An 18,339-nucleotide genomic window follows, 5' to 3' on the forward strand; every position below is an offset into this window, starting at 1 on the left:
GCCGTCAGGCCCTTGATCCTACGCAGTTGCTTCTGGCATGGAAACGCACAGCACCGCACAATGGCTGTGCCAAATTCGCACAGGCGCAAACCTGCCATGAACCCCAATCAACTGACCGACCAACTGGCCTTGTTCCTCGACGTGCTGGAAACCGGCAGTTTTTCTGCCGCCTCGCGCCGTCATCCGCTGACCCCTTCGGCCGTGGCTCGGCGTATCGACAGCCTGGAAAGCGCGCTCGGCAGTCAGCTGTTCCTGCGCAGCACTCATGCCGTACGCGCCACCCCGGCGGGATTGGCCTTTGCCGAACGCGCACGGCGCATCGTCGCCGAGTTGCGCCTGGCCCGGGCCGAGGCCGTGTCCCTGAGCAGCGCGCCGGAAGGCCTGATTCGTATCGATGCGCCGGCAGCCTTTGGGCGCCGGCACCTGGCACCGGTGATTGCCGACTTCCTGATGCTCTACCCCGGGCTCGATGTGCAACTGCACTTGATCGACAGCTTCGTCGACATGCAGGGCCTGAACCTCGGCAAGGTCGATCTGGTGTTGCGGGCAGGGCAATTGGCCGACACCCGGCTGGTGGCCACGCCACTGGCGAGCATGGTGCGTATCGCCTGCGCCAGCCCTGATTATTTGCGGCGTCGCGGCGTGCCGACCGAGCCGTCACAACTGATTGAACACGATGGACTCGACTGGGATGGCCTGGCCCCGCCCTTCGCCTGGCGTTTCGAGCGCGACGGGCAAATGCAGTTGCACCGGCCGGCGCGGATCCGCATGAGCGCCAACAATGCCGAGGCACTGGTGTGCGGCGCATTGGCCGGACTGGGTATCGCGCATCTGCCGACCTGGCTGGCCAGCGAGTACCTGTTGCGGGGAGAGTTGCTGCCGCTGTTCTGCGACAGCGGCCTGCCGAAACCGGAAAGCGCCGGCATCTATGCCTTGCGCCTGGAACAGCAGCCCAACTCCCGCAGTCGCTTGTTGCTGGAGTACCTGAAAACCCGCTTCAGCCCGGTTCCGCCTTGGGATCTGGTGTTGCAAACCCATTTGCAACGGCTCTGAGCAAAATTATCTGGCGCATTAAAGATTCGCCCGCTAGATTCTTGAGATCACAGATCAAGGCTTCGACATGACCACCGAGCGCAACACCCCGGACAACTGCGACAACCTGCTGCTGGACAATCAGACCTGCTTCGCCCTGCATTCCACTTCGCTGATGATGACCAAGGTCTACAAACCCTTGCTGCAAGCGCTGGGTCTGACCTACCCGCAATACCTGGCGATGATGGTGCTGTGGGAAAGGGACGGTTTGACCGTAGGTGAAATCAGCACGCGGTTGCTGACCGATCCTGGCTCGTTGACGCCACTGCTCAAGCGCCTGGAAGCCGAAGGCCTGCTCAGCCGGACCCGCAGCCGGGAGGATGAGCGGGTGGTGATCGTCGAACTCACCGAACAGGGCCGAGCGTTGCGCGACAAGGCCCGCGATATTCCCCAGTGCATCCTCGGCGCCAGCGGGATGACCGTGGAGCGCCTGCAAAACCTGCAAGCGGAGCTGCAGGAGCTGCGTCGTCACCTGCAAGACAGCCTGTAATTTCAAGGCCAACACAAATCCCCTGTGGGAGCGGGCTTGCTCGCGAATGCAGAGTGTCAGTCGACTAGTATTTGACTGATACGCCGCATTCGCGAGCAAGCCCGCTCCCACATTCGTTTTGCGGAATACCAGAAATCGGGCTCGCACCTTCCTCCTGAAAAATTCTGCTGGAAAATCCCCATTCAACAGCTCTAACTCAACGCTTTCGACCAAGACGATCCCTCCCGTCCTGTGGTTTTTTCGGATTTCTTCAAAAAATTATCTTGCGCACTAAATATTTGCGCGATACATTCACCTCGCACTTACTTAGCGCGCAAACATTTAGCGCAAAACAAACCAAATCCAAAACGAGGCTTTCACCATGCAAACTCTCTACACCGCAATCGCAACTTCCACCGGTGGCCGTGACGGTCGTGCGGTTTCCAGCGACAACATCCTCGACGTCAAGCTCGCCACGCCGAAAGAACTCGGCGGTGCCGGCGGCGCAGCCACCAACCCTGAGCAACTGTTCGCCGCCGGCTACTCCGCCTGCTTCATCGGTGCCCTGAAATTCGTGGCCAGCCAGACCAAGCGCAGCATCCCCAACGACGCTTCGATCACCGCCCACGTCGGCATCGGCCAGATCCCGGGCGGCTTCGGTCTGGACATCGACTTGCACATCAGCCTGCCGGGTCTTGAACAAGCCGATGCACAGGCACTGGTCGACGCAGCCCACCAGGTCTGCCCGTACTCCAACGCCACCCGTGGCAACGTCGATGTGCGTCTGCACGTAACCGTCTAAGCGCTGACTACCCAGGCCCGAACAGGAAACGAACATGAACACTTTCAGCAAAGTCTTGACCGGTACCCTTCTCGCCTTGTCCATCAGCAACGCGTTCGCAGGTACCGGGGTTGAACACAACACCCAGGCATTCCTCGATGTGCTGAATGCCGGCACCGGCAAGCCGATGGAGCAAATGACGCCCGCCGAGGCCCGCGCTGTTCTGGTAGGCGCGCAGTCGGGAGTGAAGCTGACGCTGCCAAAAGCCGATGTCAGCCAGAAGACCATTCAAGTCGACGGCCAACCGATCAGCCTGACCATCGTCCGGCCGGCCGGGGTCAAGGGTGAGCTGCCGGTGTTCATGTTCTTCCACGGCGGTGGCTGGGTGCTGGGGGACTTCCCGACCCACGAGCGGCTGGTGCGTGACCTGGTGACGGGCTCGGGTGCAGCGGCCGTGTTCGTGAACTACACGCCGTCGCCGGAAGCGCATTACCCGGTGGCGATCAACCAGGCTTACGCCGCGACCCGATGGGTGGCCGAGCACGGTAAAGAGATCAACGTCGATGGCCAGCGCCTGGCGGTAGCCGGCAACAGTGTCGGCGGCAACATGGCGGCGGTAGTTGCGCTGATGGCCAAGGACAAGGGCACACCGGCGATCAGGTTCCAGGTGCTGTTGTGGCCGGTGACTGATGCCAACTTCGAAACGGCGTCCTACAACCAGTTCGCCGAAGGGCACTTCCTCACCAGGAACATGATGAAGTGGTTCTGGGACAACTACACCACCGACGCCAATCAGCGGAACGAGATCTACGCCTCGCCACTGCGCGCGACCACCGCCCAGTTGAAAGGACTGCCTCCAGCGCTGGTGCAGACCGCCGGTGCCGACGTGTTACGCGACGAAGGCGAAGCCTACGCCCGCAAACTGGACGAGGCCGGTGTGCCGGTGACCTCGGTTCGCTACAACGGCCTGATCCACGACTACGGTTTGCTCAACGTGGTGAGCCAGGTGCCGGCGGTACGTTCGGCGATGCTGCAGGCATCTGAAGAACTCAAGCAACACCTGAAGAAATAATGCAGATCAACATGTGGGAGCGAGCCTGCTCGCGAAGGCGGCGTGTCAGGCAATGACGATGTGTCTGGCAAACCGCTTTCGCGAGCAGGCTCGCTCCCACAGGGGGCAACGAGGTTCTGAAAGGCACAAAAAAGCCCGACTCAATGGTCGGGCTTTTTCATTCCTCAAGCTGTGCTTATTTGGCACGGCCTTTGTAGGAACCGCCTTCGCGGGTATCGATCTCGATCATGTCGCCGATTTCGATGAAGTCAGCAACCGACAGCTCGGTACCGTTCTTCAGTTTGGCAGGCTTCATCACCTTGCCGGAAGTGTCGCCGCGAGCGGAACCTTCGGTGTAGTCAACCTGACGCACGATGGTGGTCGGCAGCTCTACGGAAACCAGACGTTCTTCGAAGAAGATCGCTTCGCAAACATCGGTCATGCCTTCTTCAACGAAAGGCAGAACGGCTTCGATGTCTTCAGCGTTCAGCTCGTACATGGTGTAGTCAGTGGTGTCCATGAACGTGTAGGTGTCGCCGCTGATGAAGGACAGGGTCGCTTCTTTGCGGTCGAGGATTACGTCGTCCAGTTTGTCGTCGGCGCTGTAAACGATCTCGGTCTTGTAACCGGTCAGCAGGTTCTTCAGCTTGGTCTTCATGATCGCGCTGTTACGACCGGACTTGGTGAATTCAGCTTTCTGAACCAGCCAAGGATCGTTTTCGAGACGAATCACGGTCCCGGGTTTCAGTTCTTTACCAGTTTTCATTGCGAATATCCGAATTTGGATGGGATTTACAAAAATCTAGGCCGCGTATCATATCCAATTTCCATAAAACTGTACCAGCGCCGTGGCAAGATCGGCCTGCAAGGCCTGTTCCAGACACCACGTCTCGGCGTGTTTTTCCAGCTCTGGCCAGTGTTTACGGGTGAGTTGCCAGTGGTCGGCTATTTTTTCACCAGCGTTCCACGCCCGCCAAAGACCGCTGATCGCCTCCCGCGCAGGCGCAGATAACCCCTTTACATAGAGTTCGAGGAAGGCTTCGAGCTTGTCCAGGTGGATGTCTTCTTCCTGCCGGTAAATGTGCCAGAGAAATGGCCGGCCAGCCCATTGAGCGCGCACGAAGGAATCTTCGCCGCGCACGGCATTAAAATCGCAGCACCACAGCAACCCGTCGTATTGATCCTGGCGGACGAATGGCAGCACCTGCACGGTCAAGGCATCCCGCACATGCACAGCACCGGCCGCCAAACCCTGCACACCGAGCCAACGCTCGACGTCGCCGAGAATCCGCCCTTCCGGCACCAGCAGATGAGTGGTCGTCGAATCGCCTGCCATCCCATCGAGCCAACTGGCCAAACCGGTGTTTTCGTAGGCAAACAATGAGATCAGCTGTGCGCCGGGCGCAGGATCAATCCCCATACCTTGCAGGAATTCTCTTTGAGCCTGCGGGTTTTGCTGAAATTGCCGACGCCGTTCCAGCAACCCTCGCTCACGCAGCAGTCCGCCGGTGCCCTTCTGGAACCCCGGGAAGAAAAAGAACTTCTGTACGCTTTTGTACTTCACCGAGGGCAAGCCGTGGCAGCCGATCACCCATTCCTCGGCGCTCAGATAGTCGAGGTTCATCCACAGCGGCGGCTTTTCCCGTTCGACCATGGCGTCCATATAGGCGCTCGGCAATTGGCAGGTAAAGGCAGCAATCACCACATCGGCGGCTTCGGTCGGCTGCCACTCGGCGGGCCATTGGCGCACTTCGACGTCGTGCTGCCACTGCTGCACAGCGTGGATGTCGATTTCCGGGCACAGGCGCTCGAACGCTCGCAGGTCATCGACCCATAGACGCACTGCCAGCCCATGTTCGGCCACCAGTTGCCGGGCCAGTCGCCAGGTCACGCCGATGTCGCCGAAGTTGTCGACCACGGTGCAAAAAATATCCCAGCGGGTTTTCATTTCAGGCATTCCAGGCTCCCGTTGGCAAAGGCGCCGATTGTCCGCATAAATTACCCCGTGCAGAAGAGCCGACGGCGATTATTCTTCATGCGACAATCGCCACTCGCCAGTGACCATTCGCCAAGAGGCAATCATGCCCCACCGCCCCACTCCACGCCGATCCTTCCCGATCAGCCTCAACGCCCTGCAACTGACCGGCAGCATCGCCCTCGGCATGTGGTTGGGATTCATTGCCATCGTGCTGACCTGCTGGCTCGCTTCGCGCCTTCTGTTCAGCGAACAATTGGCACCTGTGGCGGCAGCTGTGGAACAACTGGCCAAACCACCGGTGGTGGCTCAACCGATGCCGAACATTCCGCCACAGAGCCCGCTGTTCGAGCAATATGAAGAAAACCTGCGCAAGAACGAGCAGCAGCAACGGCTCGATCAGGCACGCGGCAGCAGTCGCAACCTGGCCAACCCGAACTGTCAGTTCTGGCTGCAACAGGACCGGACTGCACCCAGCGAAAAAAGCCGCGCCAACGTCCTGCAATTCTGCGATTGATCATGAATAAGCATACCGTCCACCAACTGATTCTCGACAAGCTGCGGATCGATCTCGACATCGCCGAACGGGCCGCGCAAACCGCCTACGAAACGGCGACCCATGAAGAAAACATCGCCGAGAACAAGTACGACACCCTGGGGCTGGAAGCGTCCTATCTCGCGGCCGGGCAAGCCAGGCGGGTCGAAGAGATTCGCCAGTCACTGAGCCTCTGCCAGAACCTGGCCCTGCGCCCGTATGACGATCAGCGGGGCATCGAAGTGGGCGCGCTGCTCGGGCTGGAGGACGAAAAGGGGCGCGAACAATGGCTGTTTCTGGCCCCCGATGCAGCCGGGCTGAAGGTCGATCTGGTGGGGCAACTGGTCACCGTCATCACCCCGCGCTCACCGCTGGGCAAAAGCCTGCTGGGCAAGTTCGAGGGCGATGAGGTGGAAATTCTGGTGGCGGGCGCTCGGCAACAGTTCGCTGTCACCGAGGTGGTTTGACCGGCAGCAAACGCTATCAGTGAACGGGCAGTTCGACGCCGTCGAACAGCTCTTCCAGTTCCTGTTTGTTGTGGCATTGAATGGCCTTGGCCATGACTTCGCGGGTCAGGTGCGGCGCGAACTTCTCGATGAAGTCGCACATGAAGCCCCGCAGGAAGGTGCCGCGACGGAAGCCGATCTTGGTCACGCTGGACTCGAACAGCTCGCTGGCGTCGAGTACCACCAGGTCGCTGTCGAGTTTGCTGTCAACGGCCATTTTCGCCACGATGCCCACCCCCAGACCCAGGCGAACATAGGTCTTGATCACGTCGGCGTCGGCAGCGGTGAACACCACTTTCGGCGTCAGGCCGCGATGGCTGAAGGCTTCGTCGAGTTTCGAACGACCGGTAAAACCGAACACGTACGTCACGATCGGGTATTCGGCCAGTGCTTCGAGGGTCAGTTTCGACAGCTTGGTCAGCGGGTGGCCCTGAGGCACGACCACGCATCGGTTCCAGCGGTAGCACGGCATCATCACCAGGTCGCCGAACAGTTCGAGCGCTTCGGTGGCAATAGCGAAATCCACGGTGCCGTCAGCGGCCATTTCGGCGATTTGCATCGGTGATCCCTGATGCATGTGCAGGGCAACGTCCGGGTATTGCTTGATAAAACTGCTGATCACCGGCGGCAACGCATAACGCGCCTGGGTGTGAGTGGTGGCAATCGACAGGGTGCCTTTCTTCTCGTTGGAGAACTCCTGGGCGATCTGCTTGATGCTTTCAACCTTGCGCAGAATTTCGCCGGCGGTGGTGATGATGCGCTCGCCGGCCGGGGTAACGCGGGTCAGGTGCTTGCCGCTGCGGGCAAAAACCTCGACGCCCAGTTCGTCTTCCAGCAGACGGATCTGCTTGCTGATGCCGGGTTGAGAGGTGTAAAGGCTTTGGGCTGTAGCGGAAACGTTGAGGTCGTGGTGCGCCACTTCCCAGATGTAGCGCAATTGTTGAAGCTTCATATGAATCCCTCAAAGCAGGTAGACGCCACGGGCATCAGCGACGGTATATAACTATATTAATGGCTCGAAGAATAAATCTAGAACTTTTTTATCAGATTGCCATTATTCGTGTCCTAGCGGTCCCCTTGACGACGACGTTGCACCAGCGGCACCAGATAGACCGGCACCTTGGACAGTTGCAACACGCGGGCGGCGGTTCGCCCCAAAGGCGTTTCCGCACCGGCACCGTGGCTGTGACTACCTACGATCAACAAATCCACGGAGAGTTTCTGCGCCTGGTCCAGAATCACCTGCGATGGGTCGCCTTGCAGCACCCGCACCGCCTGAATCCGCTCCAGGTCGTGCTCGCCTTCATCCCCCAACTCTTCACGAAAACTGTCGAGCACCCGCTGCTCGATACTGGCAATCACCGTATTCAGGCCCTGGCTGTGAAACTCGTTCAGCGCCTGTTCATCGAGATAACTTTGCAGCACCGATTCGGCAAACAACCCCATGGGTTCAACCGCATGCACGACATACAAACTGGCATTGAAGGTCCTGGCCAGTTCCAGGGCATGCTGCATCACCACGGGCGCGTACAGGCCAAGGTCAGTGGCATACAGCATCGAACGAATCATATGACCTCCTCGACTGCCAACATGGCGGAGATTTGATTCAGCTTAGCAGTGCCTTGGCGACTACGGCGTCCGGCGCAACGCATTGAACGGTGGGCTTAAACCTTTTGCTCGTTGCTTATGCCATGGGGTACATGACCGGTGGCGACGACTTCACGGGCCAATTCGCAGTGGCCGGCCTGATCGTCGAAAAACACGTCGGCCGCGAAGGCTTCGAGAAAGGCCGATTTGGTCAGGCCGCCGAGGAACAGCGACTCGTCGAGACGGATGTCCCATTCGCGCAACGTGCGAATGACCCGCTCATGGGCCGGCGCCGATCGCGCCGTGACCAGCGCAGTACGGATCGGGCAGGTGTCCTCCGGGAACTCACGCTGCAACAGGTTGAGAGCCGCGAGAAAGCCCTTGAACGGCCCACCGCGCAACGGCTCGCGGGCGGCCTCACGCTCGCTGGCCTGGAACGCTTCCAGACCACCGGCCTGATAAATGCGCTCCGACTCATCGGAAAACAGCACCGCGTCTCCATCGAAGGCAATGCGCAACTCGTCGCTGGCCGCACGGCTGGCGCCGCCCGACAGAATGGTCGCGGCCGCGAACCCGGCGTCCAGTGCATTGCGTACGTCTTCGGCGTGGGTCGAGAGAAACAGGTCGCAGCCAAAGGCCTTGAGGTAAGGATACGGACTGCGCCCGCCGACAAAGGCCGCACGGGAAATCGCCAGTCCGTAGTGGTCAATCGAGTTGAACACCCGCAGCCCGGTGTCGGCGCTGTTGCGCGACACCAGAATCACCTCGACCCGGGCGCGGCCGAGGTTGTTGTTGAGGTTCAGGAGTTTCTGCACCAACGGGAAGGCATCGCCGGGTTCGAGGATTTCGTCTTCATGTTCGATCTGATATTGCCGGTAGGCTTCGACCCCACTCGACAGGTAGACCTTGTGGCTTTCGCTCAGGTCGAACAGCGCCCGCGAAGAAATCGCCAGCACCAGCTTGTCGTCAATTGCCTTTGGCATGCCCTTCCCCCTCAGGTCGGTCTACTCAGGTGTTGCGTCGATCAATGAAACTCAAGCTGCGATACAAGGCCTCGATGCGTGGCATCTCACACCCGGCTGCCTTCGCCGCCGCCAAAGGCCGGGCGTAGATCGCGGCCAGTTCCAGCGGTCGCTTGTGCAAGTAATCGTGGTACATGCTCGGCCAGTAGTCGGGCATTTTCTCGGTCACCATGAACAAATGCTCGGCATACCCTGCCGGTACGTCGTGCCCGCAGGCGATTGCCCCTTGCACCACTTCAGCCATCAGCGCCTTGATCAGCTCGCGACTGTCGGCATCGGCCATCAACGGCGTGGTGCTCGCCCCCAGCAAAACCGAGAGACCGTTGTAAGGGATATTCCAGACCAGTTTTTGCCAACGCGCCTGATGTAAATTCGCCATGGCCTGTGAATCGAGGCCGGCGCTGCGAAACAGTCCGACGCCCTCCTCGACAATCGCGCTGCGTGCCGGCCCATCAGCGGGACCGCTGTGATAACCCACATGCACCGCGCCCAGCGCCTGATGGGTAATGACGCCCGGCGCCTCGCGATGGACGCAGATGTAGCAGAGCCCTCCGAGCACATGCAGCGAATCGGGGAGCAACTCGCGCAGGCTGTCTTCGACGTCCAGGCCATTTTGCAACAGCAGTACCTTGGCGTTAGGTGCCGCCGCCTGCAGGATGGCGGGTGCCAGGTCGGCGTTGCTGGTAGTTTTCGCGCCCACCAGCAGCCAGTTGCAGGGCGGCATGTCTTCAGCGTTGGAATAAGCCTGCACCGGGTTCAGTTTCAGCGCGCCGTGGGGCGCGCTGTCGACTTGCAACCCGTGCTCGGTTACGGCGGAAAACTCGCTGCGCAGCAGAAAATGCACATCAAAACCGGCACGCGCCAGCATCACCCCGTAGAAACCACCGATTGCGCCGGTCCCGATAATGCCGATCGTCGGCCTGGCAACTGTTCCCATCATGGCAACTCCTCTGCTGTTCGACTCAGCGCCTGGCGCACGGCCCGATTGAGCTCGGTGTCGGTCAGGCGCGATTTCAGTGCTCCAAAGAATTCGCCGTCGCGAACGACAAACAGCGCCGGCAAGTGAAAGACCTGATAACGCTCGACCACCCCGCCGTTGTTGCCGGCATCGATCCAGCACAGTCGATCGACTGCCAGGTCGAGTATCGGCAATTGCTCGCGGGCAAAACGGCAACTGGCGCAGCCGACACTGGTGAAAATGACCAGCGATACACCGCTCATCGCCAGCAGCCGTTGGTCGACGTCAAAATCGGTCAGTTCCAATTCGACCACTATACTGGAGGGAACAATGTCAGATGGCCGACACATGGAGTCTGTGTTCATGGGACGATTCATTCCTCACCCTGACGATGTGCCCGTCGAGTTAACGTTGCTGAAACCTGAGTGTCTTTCGCGACGACAGTTGCACACTATCAGTCTCGGGGGCATGGCTTGCAATTATCACCGCGCGTGGCGCCACGGCACGGCGCTGGAGGTACGCATGCCGACCGTGAACCCGGACATGCGCTACCTGGGCTATGTGGCCTGGTGCCTGCGGCGCAAACGCGGTTATCTGGTGGGCATCGCCTTCGTCGACGAACAAACGCTGTTCAGCGCCCGAATGGGCGAGCAGGTGTGCCAGATCGAACGCTACTGCCGCCTGCATGACGCCCACGAAGACCTGCAGGATATCCAGGCCCTGGCCCTCGAATGGGTCCAGGAGCATGCCGACGAGTTCTCTCACGATTCGGTGCGCAAGGCTTTTGCGCAACCGGTGCTGGAATAGAGGCGTTCTTGATCGGTTTGCCCCTCACGGCAGGGAAACTGACTGCGAAACCCCACCAAACCGGCGTCTGCCCATTGTCGAGCCACGGTGTAACGCGCTAAGGTTCGGCTCCCCGACGCGCTTAATTTGCTGTGCTCCGCCGCGCGGGTTCGCTGGCGGCCGGCACCCGTGACCTGACGAGTAAACGATGGCTGATTTACCGATCAACGACCTAAACGTCGCCTCCAACGAGACACTGATCACTCCCGATCAGCTCAAGCGCGATATTCCCCTGAGCGACGCCGCACTGCGCACCGTCACCAAGGGCCGCGAAGTCATTCGCAACATTCTGGATGGCACCGACCATCGCCTGTTCGTCGTCATCGGGCCTTGCTCGATCCACGACATCAAGGCCGCCCACGAATATGCCGAGCGCCTGAAGGTTCTCGCTGCCGAAGTGTCCGATACCCTGTATCTGGTCATGCGCGTGTATTTCGAGAAGCCACGTACCACCGTCGGCTGGAAAGGCTTGATCAACGACCCGTACCTGGACGACTCGTTCAAGATCCAGGACGGCTTGCACATCGGTCGCCAGTTGCTGCTCGACCTGGCCGAAAAAGGCCTGCCGACCGCCACCGAAGCCCTCGACCCGATCTCCCCGCAGTATTTGCAGGACCTGATCAGCTGGTCGGCCATCGGCGCGCGCACCACCGAATCCCAGACTCACCGTGAAATGGCCTCCGGCCTGTCCTCGGCCGTTGGCTTCAAGAACGGCACCGATGGTGGCCTGACCGTGGCGATCAACGCCCTGCAGTCGGTTTCAAGCCCGCACCGCTTCCTGGGCATCAACCAGGAAGGTGGCGTGTCGATCGTGACCACCAAGGGCAATGCCTACGGTCACGTGGTGCTGCGCGGCGGCAACGGCAAGCCGAACTACGATTCGGTCAGCGTTGCGCTCTGCGAGCAGGCGCTGAACAAGGCGAAGATCAAGCCGAACATCATGGTCGATTGCAGCCACGCCAACTCCAACAAGGATCCGGCCCTGCAACCGCTGGTGATGGAGAACGTCGCCAACCAGATCCTCGAAGGCAACAAGTCGATCATTGGCCTGATGGTAGAAAGCCACCTGAACTGGGGCGCCCAGGCGATCCCGAAAGACCTCGCCGACCTGCAGTACGGCGTGTCGATCACCGACGCCTGCATCGACTGGACCGCGACCGAAAACACCTTGCGCAGCATGCATGCCAAGCTCAAGGATGTGCTGCCTAAACGCGATCGCAGCTAATCTGCCTGAGTGGTTGCTTAAAAAGCGCACAAAAAAAACGCCGGGCTGAACCCGGCGTTTTTTTATGCGTTCGTTTTGTTGAAGGTCACTGGCTCAGCTTGGCCGCATGCCGCTGGTGACGCTCCATGTAGCGCTCGACGTAGGAGCACGATGGAATGACGGTGTAGCCCATTTCGTCAGCGTACTCCAGCGCCTTCTCGGTCAAGGCTGCCGCAATACCGCGACCACGCAATGCGTTGGGCACGAAGGTGCGATAGATATCCAGGGTCTGTTTCCCCAGATCCATATAGGTCAGATAGGCACGATGACCGTCCACATTGGTCTCGAACTGATGACCAGCCTGGTCATGGTGGATGGACAACGCCTCGCTCATCACTACTCCTCGCGGGTCTGGAATTCCGACCCCTACCTTACCGATGTTTTTCCGGCGAAGGAACATCTACGCCACCCCGTGCCTGTATGGACACCGAGAAGAGCTGCACCGATCTCGCGCTACCGAGCACGTACAAATAGTAGGCACCATTGGCAGAAATGCTCAAGGTGCGCTCGTCATCGTGCGGGTTGGCGGGTGCTGCTCCGGATCACGCAGGATTGGCTCGACCGAAGATCACTCGGGGTCGATAGCCTGTACATTGCCGGATGTTGAGACTTAAGACGAGCGCCCGTTGTTAAAGTCACCTGAACATCGAGAAAGATATTGAGAGGCGCCACACAAAAGCCGAACAAAAGTGTAGACGAATCCATGTAGGCGGACTTTAGCCAGACTGAAAAACAGCGCCGTGCCACAGGAACTTTTTCTCGTCGGCTCGCTCAGCCACGGGCCTTGCAGCTGGATATTTTTTAAACAATTCAGTTAAAAGTTGCTCGAAAAAGAATCAACGCCTACAATTTTTTTTGCTTCTTGCGTCACGTCAGTTTTACTTACTACAAGTAATGGGTAGTATGTACGCCGGCTATTTCCTCAATCGGAGGAGATAGCTACTTAATAGAAAGTCCTTGAAGGGGAACACGATGAACAACGTTCTGAAATTCTCTGCTCTGGCTCTGGCCGCAGTTCTGGCTACCGGTTGCAGCAGCGCATCGAAAGAAACCGAAGCACGTCTGACCGCTACTGAAGACGCAGCTGCTCGCTCCCAGGCTCGTGCAGACGAAGCTTACCGTAAAGCTGATGAAGCTCTGGCTGCTGCTCAAAAAGCACAACAGACTGCTGACGAAGCTAACGAGCGTGCTCTGCGCATGCTGGACAAAGCTAGCCGCAAGTAATAATCCTTCGGGATTGTTATCAAGCCGACCCATTTTTTGGGTCGGCTTTTTTATTGCCCGGCGTTTCTCCAGGATCGAGTAGGAGGCGGCTTCACAGCCGCCGTCCTCTCACACCACCGTACGTACGGGTCCGTATACGGCGGTTCAGGTTATGCGGTTAAGCCGTTTTATCGTATCCAGTATTGGGACCAGCCCCAGGCTGTCCCACAGCTTCTTCGGCAGCGCGTGATTCATATGTGACGCTCCCGAATTCCACCATGGCCCGCGCCCGTTGAACGCTGATTTGCAGGCGCGTGTTTCGCTGATCCCCAGACGTATCAGGTTGCGCGCCCTCGTTGGGCGCTGCTTCCATTGACGCCAAATGACACAGCGAAGTTTACGGCGCATCCAGCCATCCAACTCCTCAAGGGGGCGGTTGCTCTGGCTGAGCTTGAAGTAACCCGCCCAACCACGTAACACCGGGTTAATCCGTTCAATGACGCTTGCCATCTTGTGGCCCCGCGCTCCGCGCAGCAGTTCTCTGAGCCGATCGCGCAAGCGATTCAGGCTCATCGTAGCTACTTTCAGCCTCGGCTGTTTATGCAGGCTCATCCCGTAACCCAAGTAATCACACGCCCACGGCCGTGCTACTCGGCTCTTTTCTTGATTCAACGTCAGTTTCAGGCGTTGATTCAGGAAGCGCTCAACCCTGACCAGCACTCGCTCGCCAGCACGACGACTGCGCACATAAATGTTGGCGTCGTCGGCATAGCGTACAAAACGATGGCCCCGCCGTTCCAGTTCGCGGTCGAGTTCATTGAGCAGGATGTTCGACAACAACGGTGAGAGCGGGCCGCCTTGCGGCGTCCCTTCCTGCCGTCGGCTGGCGATCCCGCCCGACATCATTCCCGCTTCGAGATAACGACGGATCAGCATAAGCACACGTTTATCTTCGATTTGACGCTCGATGTAGACCATCAATACATCGTGGTTGACCCGATCAAAGAACTTCTCCAGATCGAGTTCCACGCACCAGCGGTGGCCCGCCGCCACATGGGCGCGGGCGGTTTCGATGGCTTGATGAGTGCTTCTGCCCGGACGAAAGCCGTAGCTGTAGTCCGAAAACAGCGGATCGAAGATTGGCGTGAGCTGTTGCAGCAGCGCCTGCTGGATCAGGCGATCCACGACGCTGGGGATACCCAGCTGTCTTGTGCCGCCTTTGGGTTTGGGGATATCGACGGCGCGTACACCTTGCGGGTGGTATTCGCCGGCCAGCAGCCGAGTCTTGAGGATCGGCCAATACTGTTTCACGTAGCCCGCCAGCTGGTCGACCGTCATGCCATCGGCACCCGGTGCGCCCTTGTTGCTGACCACGCGTTGATACGCACGCTTGAGGTTGGCGGGTGCAAGCACCCGCACCATCAGCGTGTCCGGCTCCGCGTTCGTCCACGCCACAGACGCCGTCGATGTTTGCGCCCTGTCAGCCTTCATCCTCGGATACCGTCCAGGACCTGGGGTAACAGTTTTCTCTTGGAGAATATTCTGCGTTTCAACATTCGACGAGACTCTGACGCCTACTGGCGGCATAACCTGTTCGGCCCTTGGTGACGCGGTAATCCGCCACTTACTACGGCCTCAGCTGACTTCTGTGGGCTCATCCCGTCGCCTCTCGACGCTCGGTAGCACAGTGGCAAACCCACAGATCTCCCAGGGTAATTCGCGCGACCTTCCTGCTTATGCCTGTCGGATCTACGTCACAGCGTTCCGTGCAAGTATTGGGCTTTGAAGATATTGGCCTTCTTACCCCGCTGCGCCGCCTCTATCCGCTTCCTGTTCGTCAGGCCAGCATTTTGCCTCGGGCTTCCTTCAGATTCGCAGTCGCCCGCGACACCCTTGCCTCTGGCTAACACTTCCCCTTGCCGGGTGTGTAGAGGACTTTCACCTCCAAGTCACCAGCGTGGCCACCACAGCCAAGCTGGTTGCGCTTCGCGCAACGCGCCATGCCTGGCGCACCAATAAAAAACCCGTCGACGCGGTCCGCGCCGACGGGTTCTTTGCCAGCGTTACTGCAGCGGGTCGATCGGCGTGCTCGACACCATCGGTACGACGCCGTTGCCCGGCACAGCGATCTCTACCGGCAGGCCGTCTTCAGCGGCGACCACATCACGCACCACATCCCAGTTCATGCGCAGGTTGTTGGTGATGTCTTCACGCTTGAGCATCGCATTGATGACTGCGGTGTGCTTGTCGACCACCGACGGATTGCCCTTGTCGTCCAGCGGCGTATGCGCCTCCAGATAGACCTTGCCGCCACTCAAACCAAACTTGTACGGGTCGTTGATGATCCGCACGGACGTACCGACCGGCACCATGCCCGCCATTTCCAGCACGTTGTTGTTGAACATGCGGAAGCAACCGTGACTGGTGCGCATGCCGATACCGAACTTCTTGTTCGAACCGTGGATCAGGTAGCCCGGTGTGCCCAGGGTGAACTTGAACGGCCCCAGCGGGTTGTCAGGGCCGGCCGGCACGACGTTGGGTAGCGGATCACCGTCGGCTGCGTGCTCGGCCTTGATCGAAGCTGGAGGCGTCCAGGTCGGATTAGGTGTCTTGGCGGTAATGTTGGTGTGGGCAATCGGCGAGCCCCAGCCTTCACGACCGATACCCAGCGGGAACGTGTACACCACGTTCTTGCCTTTCGGGTAGTAGTAGAGGCGGTACTCGGCCAGGTTGATCACAATGCCTTCACGCGGGCCTGGCGGCAGGATGAAGCGGGTCGGCAGAATGATTTCCGTGCCAGCGCCTGGCAACCAGGCATCGACTCCCGGGTTGGCCGCGAGCATTTCCGTGTAGCCCAGATCGTAGGCGGTACCAAGGTCGGCGAAGGTGTCTTCGTACTTGGCCTTGATCACCTGCACCTGGCCGATGATGTCCTCACCGGGCGGTGGCAGGGGAAACTCCAATGCTGCGACTGGACCGGCCATAAAGAGGGCGGCAAGAGTCAGGCAGCGGGTGACGGCAGGAAAGCGCGGCAACATCCGGAAAATCCTTCGCATGATCAACAGAGATATAAGAGCGCGATTGTACACCGCCATCCGTTATTTCGGGGAGATGGCCCGATTGCAGGCAGTGCTAGGCGATTTTGAGATTGTCCTCGATCCCGTGTGGGGGCGAGCTTGCTTGTGATGGCTGTGTGGCAGGCGGCGTGGATTTTTGAGGGTGCACATATCCGTTTCTGCGGTAACGGCTGCTTTTGGTTCCGCCCTTACGGCGGGTTACTTGGAAGAGCGGAACGCCGCCCGGCCCCAAGTAACCAAGGGCTCTTGCCCCTGACGTTCGGTGCCTCGCCTAGGCTCGGCATGCCCTCGCTCCGGTCCTGCTCCGTGGGCCCGCCGCCATCGGCCATCCATGGCCGGCGGCGGCTAACCCGGCATCCATGCCGGGTTGCCCACTACGCAGAACCTCCACTCGGCCTCTCGAGGGGGCGTGTACCGCAAAAGCAAAAGCGAGGCGGCCTACCGGCCGGCCTGATCGCGGGGTTCGTTCGCCTGTGATGCTCTTGGTCGGCCGGTAGGCCGCCATCGCGAGCAGGCTCGCTCCTACAGTTGGGCTGGGTACATTCGAAAGAAATTGGTCGGCTGTCAGGCCGCCTTCGCGGGCAAGTCGGATCGCCGCACCGCCGCCCCAAAGAAGAGCAAAGGCAGAGCGGCGTACACCCACGCTCCTCACCACTCATCAGGCCGAGCGTTAGCTCGCCTGCAGCTCTTGATCTTGATTCACCCGCCCCCTCGGCAGGCTGAGTGGAGGTGTTCATCCGGGGGTAGGCGCGCAGCGCCGTTCGGCGCAGCCGAACACATCGAGAGGAGGTCGCGCGAAGCCGACCGGAGGCGATGCCCCCCGGATGAATGCCGGAGCGAAGGAACCCCGAGCCCAGGCGAGGGGCCGTACGTTCGGGGCGAGCGTTTTTTTGCTTACTTTTTTTAGGCGCTTGTAAAAAAGTGACTCGCCGTAAGGGCGAAACCATAAGCCGCCGTTACCCGAACAACGGATATGTACGCAATCAACAAATAACAGGGCTAGCACGCAACTACGGATCAAAGCTCGAACCGCAACTCCGGCCAGATCGGCGACGTACCACGCTTCTGCGACTCAAGAATGGCCCGGCACAACGAACACAGCCGCTGGTCCTGAAACACCCGGCGATCAACACTCGACCAGCGAGGCGAAGCCGGCAACAGACTGCCACACAGGGTCCGGTCCGCCGAGCCGCCCAACTCCAGCTGACGGGTCACCAGATGCACCCGCACTTCCTGGCAGGCGAACAGATCCAACTGTTCGTCAGGCTCGATCAGTTGATAGGCAAATAGTGACCAGGCGGGACGCGGCATCGGGGGCTCCAAATCGGGGGCGCCACCTTAGCCGAAAGCCTGCGTCTAGAAAAGTGTCATAACAGCGGTTTTAGAGTAGGCCAGACATTTTCCAGCAACTTGTCCTGGGCCCCGGCCGCCGGGTGTATGCCGTCAGCCTGCATCAAGTCCGGATGGCCGCCCACGCCGTCGAGGAAAAACGGCACCAGCGGGATCTTTTTCTCATCGGCCAGGTTGCTATAGACCTCGGCGAACGCCTTGGTGTAACGCGCACCATAATTGGGTGGCAATTGCATGCCTAGCAGCAACACCTTGGCACCGCTGGCACGGGAGCTGTCGATCATCGAAGCAAGATTTTGTTGCAATTGAGTTGGCAGCATCCCGCGCAGGCCGTCATTGCCGCCCAACTCGAGGATCACCAGTTCCGGTTTATGCTCTGCAAGCAGCGCGGGCAGGCGCGCCTGGCCTCCGGCACTGGTGTCGCCACTGATGGACGCATTGATCACTTTATCGTCGAAACCTTCGCGCCTGAGCCGTTGCTCAAGCAGCGACACCCAGCCCAGCCGGGTATCCAGCCCGAAACCGGCGCTGATACTATCGCCAACGATCAGGACTGTACCCGCCGCTGCGTTTTGGGCCATGCACATCAAGGCCAGGCCAGCACTCAAAAACCAGACACGCAT

Annotated in this window: 21 protein-coding genes; 9 read left to right on the top strand and 12 right to left on the bottom strand. The window is 59.6% G+C overall.

The genetic code is table 11. From position 1 onward, the window contains the following. The first annotated feature begins 96 nt into the window (after positions 1 to 96). The 4 genes from WHX55_RS22775 (at position 97) to WHX55_RS22790 (ending at position 3,414) form a co-directional block, all read left to right on the top strand. Entirely contained in the window at positions 97 to 1,053 is a 957-nt protein-coding gene (locus WHX55_RS22775; protein ID WP_353741378.1) for a LysR family transcriptional regulator, read from the top strand. Positions 1,054 to 1,120: 67 nt separating this feature from the next. Beyond that, the gene (locus WHX55_RS22780; RefSeq protein WP_353741379.1) at positions 1,121 to 1,582 is read left to right on the top strand and encodes a MarR family transcriptional regulator; all 462 of its coding nucleotides are present in this window, start codon (positions 1,121 to 1,123) and stop codon (positions 1,580 to 1,582) included. A gap of 361 nt (positions 1,583 to 1,943) precedes the next feature. Then, the gene (locus WHX55_RS22785; protein ID WP_046031808.1) at positions 1,944 to 2,363 is read left to right on the top strand and encodes an organic hydroperoxide resistance protein; all 420 of its coding nucleotides are present in this window, start codon (positions 1,944 to 1,946) and stop codon (positions 2,361 to 2,363) included. Positions 2,364 to 2,397: 34 nt separating this feature from the next. After that, positions 2,398 to 3,414, top strand: a complete 1,017-nt coding sequence (locus WHX55_RS22790; protein WP_150759489.1) for an alpha/beta hydrolase — start codon at positions 2,398 to 2,400, stop codon at positions 3,412 to 3,414. Positions 3,415 to 3,589: 175 nt separating this feature from the next. On the opposite strand, the gene WHX55_RS22795 is transcribed toward WHX55_RS22790, so the two are convergent. Then, positions 3,590 to 4,159, bottom strand: a complete 570-nt coding sequence (locus tag WHX55_RS22795) for an elongation factor P (protein ID WP_007943632.1) — start codon at positions 4,157 to 4,159, stop codon at positions 3,590 to 3,592. Positions 4,160 to 4,207: 48 nt separating this feature from the next. Next, on the bottom strand, positions 4,208 to 5,350 hold the full coding sequence (earP, locus tag WHX55_RS22800; protein ID WP_353741380.1) for an elongation factor P maturation arginine rhamnosyltransferase EarP: 1,143 nt from the start codon (positions 5,348 to 5,350) through the stop codon (positions 4,208 to 4,210). Positions 5,351 to 5,474: 124 nt separating this feature from the next. Here earP and WHX55_RS22805 point away from each other — a divergent pair, with 124 nt between their 5' ends. Further along, complete coding sequence (locus WHX55_RS22805; RefSeq protein WP_150759490.1) at positions 5,475 to 5,885, top strand: hypothetical protein; 411 nt, start codon at positions 5,475 to 5,477, stop codon at positions 5,883 to 5,885. A gap of 2 nt (positions 5,886 to 5,887) precedes the next feature. After that, complete coding sequence (locus WHX55_RS22810; protein WP_150759491.1) at positions 5,888 to 6,370, top strand: GreA/GreB family elongation factor; 483 nt, start codon at positions 5,888 to 5,890, stop codon at positions 6,368 to 6,370. A gap of 16 nt (positions 6,371 to 6,386) precedes the next feature. Here WHX55_RS22810 and cysB read toward each other — a convergent pair whose 3' ends face one another. The 5 genes from cysB to WHX55_RS22835 all read right to left on the bottom strand — a co-directional run bounded on the left by cysB (position 6,387) and on the right by WHX55_RS22835 (position 10,341). Then, positions 6,387 to 7,361, bottom strand: coding sequence for an HTH-type transcriptional regulator CysB (gene cysB, locus WHX55_RS22815; protein WP_150726283.1), 975 nt, complete (start codon positions 7,359 to 7,361; stop codon positions 6,387 to 6,389). 113 nt (positions 7,362 to 7,474) lie between these two features. Next, the gene (locus WHX55_RS22820; RefSeq protein WP_056727114.1) at positions 7,475 to 7,978 is read right to left on the bottom strand and encodes a universal stress protein; all 504 of its coding nucleotides are present in this window, start codon (positions 7,976 to 7,978) and stop codon (positions 7,475 to 7,477) included. Between the two features lie 95 nt (positions 7,979 to 8,073). After that, on the bottom strand, positions 8,074 to 8,979 hold the full coding sequence (locus WHX55_RS22825; RefSeq protein ID WP_151214633.1) for a 5'-nucleotidase: 906 nt from the start codon (positions 8,977 to 8,979) through the stop codon (positions 8,074 to 8,076). A gap of 25 nt (positions 8,980 to 9,004) precedes the next feature. After that, entirely contained in the window at positions 9,005 to 9,958 is a 954-nt protein-coding gene (locus tag WHX55_RS22830; protein ID WP_150759492.1) for a putative 2-dehydropantoate 2-reductase, read from the bottom strand. Further along, complete coding sequence (locus tag WHX55_RS22835) at positions 9,955 to 10,341, bottom strand: thioredoxin family protein (protein WP_151214632.1); 387 nt, start codon at positions 10,339 to 10,341, stop codon at positions 9,955 to 9,957. The genes WHX55_RS22830 and WHX55_RS22835 overlap by 4 nt, the downstream gene beginning before the upstream one ends. On the opposite strand from WHX55_RS22835, the gene WHX55_RS22840 reads away from it, so the two are divergent. Continuing rightward, the gene (locus tag WHX55_RS22840; protein WP_150726280.1) at positions 10,340 to 10,783 is read left to right on the top strand and encodes a PilZ domain-containing protein; all 444 of its coding nucleotides are present in this window, start codon (positions 10,340 to 10,342) and stop codon (positions 10,781 to 10,783) included. The two genes, WHX55_RS22835 and WHX55_RS22840, sit on opposite strands and share 2 nt — an antisense overlap. 187 nt (positions 10,784 to 10,970) lie before the next feature. Beyond that, positions 10,971 to 12,047, top strand: coding sequence for a 3-deoxy-7-phosphoheptulonate synthase (locus tag WHX55_RS22845; RefSeq protein WP_007973561.1), 1,077 nt, complete (start codon positions 10,971 to 10,973; stop codon positions 12,045 to 12,047). A gap of 85 nt (positions 12,048 to 12,132) precedes the next feature. On the opposite strand, the gene WHX55_RS22850 is transcribed toward WHX55_RS22845, so the two are convergent. Continuing rightward, on the bottom strand, positions 12,133 to 12,420 hold the full coding sequence (locus tag WHX55_RS22850) for a GNAT family N-acetyltransferase (RefSeq protein ID WP_007973562.1): 288 nt from the start codon (positions 12,418 to 12,420) through the stop codon (positions 12,133 to 12,135). A gap of 638 nt (positions 12,421 to 13,058) precedes the next feature. Here WHX55_RS22850 and oprI point away from each other — a divergent pair. Further along, positions 13,059 to 13,310, top strand: a complete 252-nt coding sequence (gene oprI, locus WHX55_RS22855) for an outer membrane lipoprotei OprI (protein ID WP_003199355.1) — start codon at positions 13,059 to 13,061, stop codon at positions 13,308 to 13,310. A gap of 144 nt (positions 13,311 to 13,454) precedes the next feature. On the opposite strand, the gene ltrA is transcribed toward oprI, so the two are convergent. The 4 genes from ltrA to WHX55_RS22875 all read right to left on the bottom strand — a co-directional run bounded on the left by ltrA (position 13,455) and on the right by WHX55_RS22875 (position 18,339). Then, a complete protein-coding gene (gene ltrA / locus WHX55_RS22860; protein ID WP_353740848.1) occupies positions 13,455 to 14,876 on the bottom strand; it encodes a group II intron reverse transcriptase/maturase in 1,422 nt (473 codons plus the stop codon). 476 nt (positions 14,877 to 15,352) lie between these two features. Next, on the bottom strand, positions 15,353 to 16,327 hold the full coding sequence (locus WHX55_RS22865; RefSeq protein WP_150756021.1) for a L,D-transpeptidase family protein: 975 nt from the start codon (positions 16,325 to 16,327) through the stop codon (positions 15,353 to 15,355). 1,056 nt (positions 16,328 to 17,383) lie between these two features. Further along, the gene (locus WHX55_RS22870; RefSeq protein WP_007991769.1) at positions 17,384 to 17,677 is read right to left on the bottom strand and encodes a hypothetical protein; all 294 of its coding nucleotides are present in this window, start codon (positions 17,675 to 17,677) and stop codon (positions 17,384 to 17,386) included. Between the two features lie 56 nt (positions 17,678 to 17,733). After that, positions 17,734 to 18,339: an arylesterase gene (locus WHX55_RS22875; protein ID WP_008049055.1), complete on the bottom strand. Its 606-nt coding sequence runs from the start codon at positions 18,337 to 18,339 to the stop codon at positions 17,734 to 17,736.

The sequence above is a fragment of the Pseudomonas fluorescens genome, assembly GCF_040448305.1.
Lineage (GTDB): Bacteria > Pseudomonadota > Gammaproteobacteria > Pseudomonadales > Pseudomonadaceae > Aquipseudomonas > Aquipseudomonas fluorescens_BH.